Genomic DNA, 6,505 nt, shown 5'->3' on the forward strand with positions numbered 1-6,505 from the left:
CAATACCTTGTCGTGCGCCACACCGATACGAAACATCCCCACCTGCATATTCTCTACAACCGGGTACGCTACGACACGACGCTGGTCTCGGACCGAAACGAACGCCTGCGCAACATGCGTATTTGTAAGGAACTCAAGCAGGAGTACGGACTGACCTTCTCGCGCGGCAAGGAGCAGGTCGCTACGGAACGGCTGCATGGCCCGGAGCAACTGCGCCACCGCATTTACAACCACCTGCGGGAGCTGCTGTCTGACTGCACCTCCTGGACGGCATTAGCCGAAGAACTAATAAAACGACAGGTCGTCACAACCTTTGTTTATCGGGGTGGCGATCCAACGAAGGAGATCCAGGGCGTGACCTTCACCCTGGAGGGGCATACGTTCAAGGCCTCGCAGGTGGATCGTAAATTCAGCTACGGCCGCCTGACGCAACGGATCGAACAGAATCGCCTCCGACAAGCGATGATCGAGCAGGTCCGCAACTACATGGACGAACAACGTCCGCAGGTCGCAGCTATTCTGCAAAAGCAGGAAGCGGAAAAGCAACAGCCAGAGCCGCCGCGTCGGAACCTGTCGATTGCCGGCGTTCCCCTGACGGAGAAGCAGATCGAAATGCTCCGTGACGGAGAGCCGATCTTCGTGCGGGGAACGGGGTCGGAAGGATATGTGGTGATGGACGACCGGCTGCAGATGGCGTGGGTCTATCGGGATGATCCGCGGGACTGGGTAGAGTCCGGGAAATACACGATGCGACGCATGGACCGGGACCGGATCGAATCGGGATATGTGGTTCGGGCGTTGGTGAAATGGTGGGGAGGCACGACGGCACGTCCCTACCTCTGGAAAGAGAAGGCATTGGATACAACCTACCGTGAGAGTTGGGACGATCCCCGCGAACCACGCCCGGCCCAAACTCAAAAGCAGCAGGACCGGCCACGACGCTTTATCACCCCGAAGAAGAAGTCGCGTGGCCCGAGTCGGTAACGAAATTTTGTCGAATGACCGTGTGCGCTAACTGGCATTAAAAGCCTATCTTTATAGGGCAATACTCCGATGAGCGTATGAAAGAGAAATTCGAGAATTACCGCCGCTTTTCTGCTACCAAGAATGCTTGCCGGAAGGTTGGACTGCCAAGCCCTTCATATAAATTGCGAAAACTCTCGGAGGAGGATATTCCTGTGCTGCAAACCTTGTTTCGGGAGACGGTTCTACATGTCAATGCGCGAGACTACACCCGCGAAGAGGTGGAGGACTGGGCTTCGTGTGGGGATAGCGTGGAGCATATGAAAGACCTATTGGCTCGCAATGACTACGTAGCTGCACTGAACGAACGGGACGAGATCATCGGCTTCTCGTCGATGAATGCCGAAGGCTATCTGCACTCGCTGTTTGTGCACAGGGATTATCAGCAAGTCGGCGTCGGGAGTTTGCTGCTCTCGGCCGTAGAAAAGAGAGCCTGGGAATACGGAGTCTCGGAAATCACCTCCGAAGTGAGCCTGACGGCCCGTCCTTTCTTCGAGAAGAGAGGGTATGAAGTAGTGAAGGTTCAGAAACGCCGGGCAAACCGATTGGAACTGACCAACTTTGTGATGCGAAAGCGTCTCAAAGACTGACACAATCATCCCTTTCCACCCGTCCGCAAAGATCCGACTTGCCGGCATCGGCCGCAAGGCTATACAGAGCGTCCCACGGGGACGGCCTTGCATCCGCCCCCGCCAAGTCCGGGCTGATCGCTATCGGATGAAAGGGATGGCGGAGTGTAGAAAATTACATAAAATAACGATTGGACTCAAAGAATCTGTGGTAGGTTCATCTTTATATCGCGGATTTTTTCATATCTTTATGGAAAATATCATGCGATTAGTATGACACAACACATGAATCGGATAAAAGAGGTCCTTGAAGAAAAGGGAATTAAACAAACATGGTTAGCCGAAAAACTCGGTAAGAGTTTCAGTATTGTCAATGCCTATGTATGCAATCGACGTCAGCCAAGTCTCGAACAACTTTTCGAGATTGCACGCATCCTTCAAGTTGATCCCAAAGATTTAATAGATAGTAAAAATTAAATATCATAAGTATATGGCTAAGACGCAAGACGAAATAAACGAGTTGCTGGCTTCGGATCTCTTTCAAAAAGGGATTAAGGATAAGTATATTATCATCAATGAAGGAAACTCAATAATTCGTTATAATTGTAAAAATCAGACAAAACGTCGCCTGCAAAACCCCGAGGAATTTGTCCAGGCAGAAACATATCTGAAATTAATCTACAATTATAATTACCCAGCCTCAAATATCTCGGTTAATGAATCCGTGCAAATTGGGTCAGAGACTCGAGAGGCGGATATCCTTGTGTATAATGACTCTCACGGGAAGATTTTAATTGTTGTTGAATGTAAGGAGGAGAATATCAATGAACGGCAATTTCAGGTTGCGGTAGATCAAGCATATAGTTACGCTCATGCGTCTGCAGCTCGATATGTTTGGGTTACATCCGGAATCAAAGATGAATATTTTGAAATAACAAACATCTCTCCTGTTTCCCGGATCAGTATTAGTGAAATTCCAAAACGAGGAGAAGAAGTCAAACGCTTCAAGTATATCAAAGGTGTTACCGAACCCCCTCAAGGAACGCAGGGTGAATTGATTCAAAAGTTTAAATCGGCTCATGATGCATTATGGGGCGGTGGAGCATTGGCCCCAACGACGGCTTTTGACGAGTTGGATAAACTCATCTTTTGTAAGATATGGGATGAACGCTGGCGAGATAATGATCCTAAAAGCAAAGGGCAACCGTATAACTTTCAGATAATACATTATCCGGAGGATCCTCAAAACAACAAAGCAAAAGTCGAGCTTGAAGCTCGCATACGCGATCTTTACGAGCATGGGCGAAAGAAAGATCCCGAAGTGTTTAAGGATGATATTAAATTGGACAAGCATAAAATTTATACGGTTGTTCAATACCTTCAGGATATAAATCTTTCCAAAACAGACCTCGATGCCAAAGGTTTGGCGTTCCAGAGTTTTATGGGAGAATTTTTCCGCGGTGATTTCGGCCAGTTTTTTACACCCAAGCCGATTGTTGAGTTTATTGTATCTGCCATCGGGGTTAATAAAGATTGGAAAATACTCGATACGTCATGCGGAAGCGGAGGATTCCTGTTGCATGCATTAAAAGCCGTACGGGACGATGCCAATGAAATTTTTAGTGATGAAATTGGCAGTGCCTCATGGCGAGACTATTGGCATGTATTTGCCGAGAAGCATTTGTTCGGTATTGAAATCAATGAGCAAATTTCGCGCGTGGCGAAGATGAACATGATTATTCATGACGATGGTCATACCAACATCATCACCAATGATGGATTGAAAAACAACCGTACTTTGGAAATTGAGAATCGCAATCTCAATTTCCAGGATGGGACTTTCGATCTGATAATGACTAATCCCCCCTTCGGTTCGACGATAAAAGCGGATGAGGTCGGATATTACAAGGAGTATGAACTGTTCGAGAAAAATCTTGGGTTTACGGAGATTAAGGATCGAATCGCTGACGATAATAACAAAAACAAGTGGCGGGCCTCGCAAAGTACCGAAGTGCTGTTTCTGGAGAGATGCTATAAATATTTGAACGAGGAGAACGGCTATCTTGCAATTGTTGTTCCAGATGGAATTTTGACCAATTCGTCAAGCCAATACGTGCGAGACTGGTTGATTGAAAAGTTCCGAATCTTGGCTGTTGTATCATTGCCGCAATACACCTTTGCCCATGTCAAGGCCGGGGTAAAATCATCTGTCCTGTTCTTGAAAAAACATCCCAAAAAACTGACTCAAAAATTCGAGCAGACATTAAGTGATGTTAAGGCACTTGTCCGCGAAGAGAAAGGGCTGGATAAGGAGCAACGGGCAGAGCGGATGCTTGAATTATATAAAGAGAGTATCCGTAAATATTCGAACAACTATGAGGTAATGATGGTTGTAGTTGATAATATTGGATATGATACAACGGGGAAGAAAATTGATGGATCGGAATTGCCGAATGTCGCTGCTCGTATCAATAAATTTATAATGGATAATATCAATGATAATCAATAATATTCATATAGATGAATGTCTCGGAGATAGATTAGATGCTCAACAATTTCATCCTGAACGTCTATCTATGATTCGACGTCTTAAAACTATTACTTGCTGTAAGTTAAAAGAGGTTGCAAAAAATGTAAAAATAGTAACGACCTGCTTAAGTAATGAAGATGTCTACATTGGGCTTGAAAATGTCACATGTGGAACAGGCGAATATATCCCAGGAATAAAAGAGTCAATATCAACAGCTGCAGTCTTTAAAAAAGGAGATATATTATTTTCGAAGCTACGTCCATATTTGAATAAGGTATATTTAGCTGAGTTTTCAGGGAAAAGTTCTACAGAGTTTTATATCCTTGAGGCGACAAATATATTACCAGAATATTTAGCGATAATATTACGCTCCGATATTATTATTGCACAAACCAAACATCTGGTAACAGGTAATACTTTGCCAAGATTACAAACTTCCGATATTGAGAATCTTTTAATTCCATATCCATCTTCAACGTTTCAGCAAAAAATAGTTGATCTCTATACAGCAGCCCAAAATGCGAAATTACAAAAGGATAAAGAGGCAAAAGAATTATTAGAAAGTATTGATGATATTGTAACCCAACACTTAGGAATTAAACTACCCGAAAGAAGTGATTTTTCGGAAACAAAATATTTTACCCCTATATCAAAATTGATAGGTCAAAGATATGACCCATATTTTCATAACCCATATTTTGAGAAAGCATTTGCAAAATTAGCCCAATCAAAATATCCGTTAAAGAAACTTGGTGATATCTCGATCTTGATCACAAGTGGTATTACTCCTAAAGCAGGAGGTGATGCATATACCGATTCCCAAAATGGAATAGCATTTATTAGAAGCGGCGATATTGATATTAATGGGAATATCAATTTCGAAGAGTTGCTCTATATTAAACCAGAGGTTCATAATAAGCAAATGAAATCCTCTAAAGTTTATGACAATGACATTATGATTGCTATTGTCGGAGCTACGATTGGGCAAGTAGGTATCTATCACTCCGAAAAAGAAGCAAATATAAATCAAGCAATTGCTTTAGTGCGACTGAAAGATGGTTATGATCCCGAATATGTAAAGGAATTGATTAAATCATCAATTGGACAATTGAATTTAGATAGGCTCAAACGGCCCGTTGCTCGAGCTAATATTAATTTGGAAGAAATTGCCTCGATATTAATTCCTATTCCCGAAAAGATAGAGGTGCAAACTGCCATTGCTAAAGAAATTCATGAGATACGTGTGAAAGCTGATGCTATTAAAAATGAAGGCTCTTTAATTATAGACAAAGCAAAAGCAACAATAGAAAAAATGATTTTAGGATAATATGAATGAGATTTCTATGATTTGGGTAACTGCCGCAGTTGGTTTGGGTAGTTCTCTAATAACATTAATCTGTACCAAAATAATTGACATCTGTCAAGAAAAAAAGAAGTTTAAAAGAGAACTATTCAAGTTGATTTTTGAGCGCAAGACCAGTGTAGTAGAGAATGCCATGAGTTGGTATCAAGAAGCTCTAGACAATTACAGGATGCTACAAATGAGTTGTACAGCCTTTCAAGAAGGTTGTGAGAACTATGCTATGGCCAGATTGTATATCGCATGTCAGCATTCCGATAAGTTGTTTAAAGAAGCTCCATCTCGGCTAAACCCGATTTATTTATATTATGATTTTTCAAAGGTTGAACAAAGGTATAAATCTTCTGAGTCGATAGACGAGATAAATGACCGTATAAATAAAATAGCTACTCTCGTAATCAGGATACAATCAGTAGAGTCTGATAGTGAAAGCATTGGAGATTCGAAACAGGAGTTAAAAGAGCTTTTATTATCACTTGCAGACAGTTTCAACAGTCAAATAAATATTATCTTGGAAATTCAGGCCATTTTACGGAATGACTATAAAATAAGCTTGTAGTATGGCAAAACTAGAAGGAATTATATATAAGACATTCGATCACTATGTCGTATTAAGGGGGTTTGCGGCGATAAAAGATTTAGCCCAAATATCCCACAGACCTGAATCTTACCAGCGAAACGCAGACAAAGAACACAAAAAAAGCATCATTCAGTTCTTGGCATCCGGTGAGTATAAATATTTTCCAGAGATAACATTAGCTTGTCGTGTTGAAAATTATACTGAGTTCGCTAAAAATATTGGCATAGACAACGCCGTAGATCGGGATGATGCTCAATTTGTTCCCGGATTGAAAGTTTTAATCGAGCGGCTCCCGTATGAAGGATATAGGGCTCGTCATGCTAAGGTAGTGTTTCAAAAAGTGTGTCTGGGGAGGTGCCTTCAGATTCTTCAGATATGCAAATATAGCGATTCTTGGTTTCAGAACAACACGCCGCGGCGTGTTGTTCTTCTTTTTGTGTTAT

At 42.5% G+C, this 6,505-nt stretch carries 6 protein-coding genes and 1 pseudogene; all 7 read left to right on the forward strand.

Features of this window, described 5'->3' with window-relative positions; genetic code table 11:
• On the forward strand, positions 1 to 984 hold a 984-nt coding region (locus tag B5G16_RS12260; RefSeq protein WP_087264318.1), incomplete at its 5' end, for a relaxase/mobilization nuclease domain-containing protein.
• Between the two features lie 77 nt (positions 985 to 1,061).
• Positions 1,062 to 1,613 (forward strand): GNAT family N-acetyltransferase, encoded by a 552-nt coding sequence (locus tag B5G16_RS12265; RefSeq protein ID WP_087264320.1) that lies wholly within the window; start codon positions 1,062 to 1,064, stop codon positions 1,611 to 1,613.
• 252 nt (positions 1,614 to 1,865) lie between these two features.
• Positions 1,866 to 2,069 carry a helix-turn-helix transcriptional regulator gene (locus tag B5G16_RS12270; RefSeq protein ID WP_204228111.1) on the forward strand — a complete coding sequence of 68 codons (204 nt, stop codon included), beginning with the start codon at positions 1,866 to 1,868 and terminating at the stop codon, positions 2,067 to 2,069.
• Positions 2,070 to 2,082: 13 nt separating this feature from the next.
• Complete coding sequence (locus tag B5G16_RS12275) at positions 2,083 to 4,101, forward strand: restriction endonuclease subunit M (RefSeq protein ID WP_087264322.1); 2,019 nt, start codon at positions 2,083 to 2,085, stop codon at positions 4,099 to 4,101.
• The gene (locus B5G16_RS12280) at positions 4,088 to 5,449 is read left to right on the forward strand and encodes a restriction endonuclease subunit S (RefSeq protein ID WP_087264324.1); all 1,362 of its coding nucleotides are present in this window, start codon (positions 4,088 to 4,090) and stop codon (positions 5,447 to 5,449) included. The genes B5G16_RS12275 and B5G16_RS12280 overlap by 14 nt, the downstream gene beginning before the upstream one ends.
• Position 5,450: 1 nt before the next feature.
• Positions 5,451 to 6,041 (forward strand): hypothetical protein, encoded by a 591-nt coding sequence (locus tag B5G16_RS12285; protein ID WP_087264326.1) that lies wholly within the window; start codon positions 5,451 to 5,453, stop codon positions 6,039 to 6,041.
• 1 nt (position 6,042) lies between these two features.
• Positions 6,043 to 6,505: pseudogene (locus B5G16_RS12290) on the forward strand (hypothetical protein); the annotation flags it as partial.

The organism is Alistipes sp. An66 (genome assembly GCF_002161445.1).
Taxonomy (GTDB): Bacteria; Bacteroidota; Bacteroidia; order Bacteroidales; family Rikenellaceae; genus Alistipes; species Alistipes cottocaccae.

Excerpts from the sequence above, each read along its gene's own strand:
- B5G16_RS12285 (WP_087264326.1), top strand. The coding sequence starts at position 5,451 with ATGAATGAGATTTCTATGATTTGGGTAACTGCCGCAGTTGGTTTGGGT.
- B5G16_RS12275 (WP_087264322.1), top strand. The coding sequence starts at position 2,083 with ATGGCTAAGACGCAAGACGAAATAAACGAGTTGCTGGCTTCGGATCTC.
- B5G16_RS12265 (WP_087264320.1), top strand. The coding sequence starts at position 1,062 with ATGAAAGAGAAATTCGAGAATTACCGCCGCTTTTCTGCTACCAAGAAT.
- B5G16_RS12270 (WP_204228111.1), top strand. The coding sequence starts at position 1,866 with ATGACACAACACATGAATCGGATAAAAGAGGTCCTTGAAGAAAAGGGA.
- B5G16_RS12280 (WP_087264324.1), top strand. The coding sequence starts at position 4,088 with ATGATAATCAATAATATTCATATAGATGAATGTCTCGGAGATAGATTA.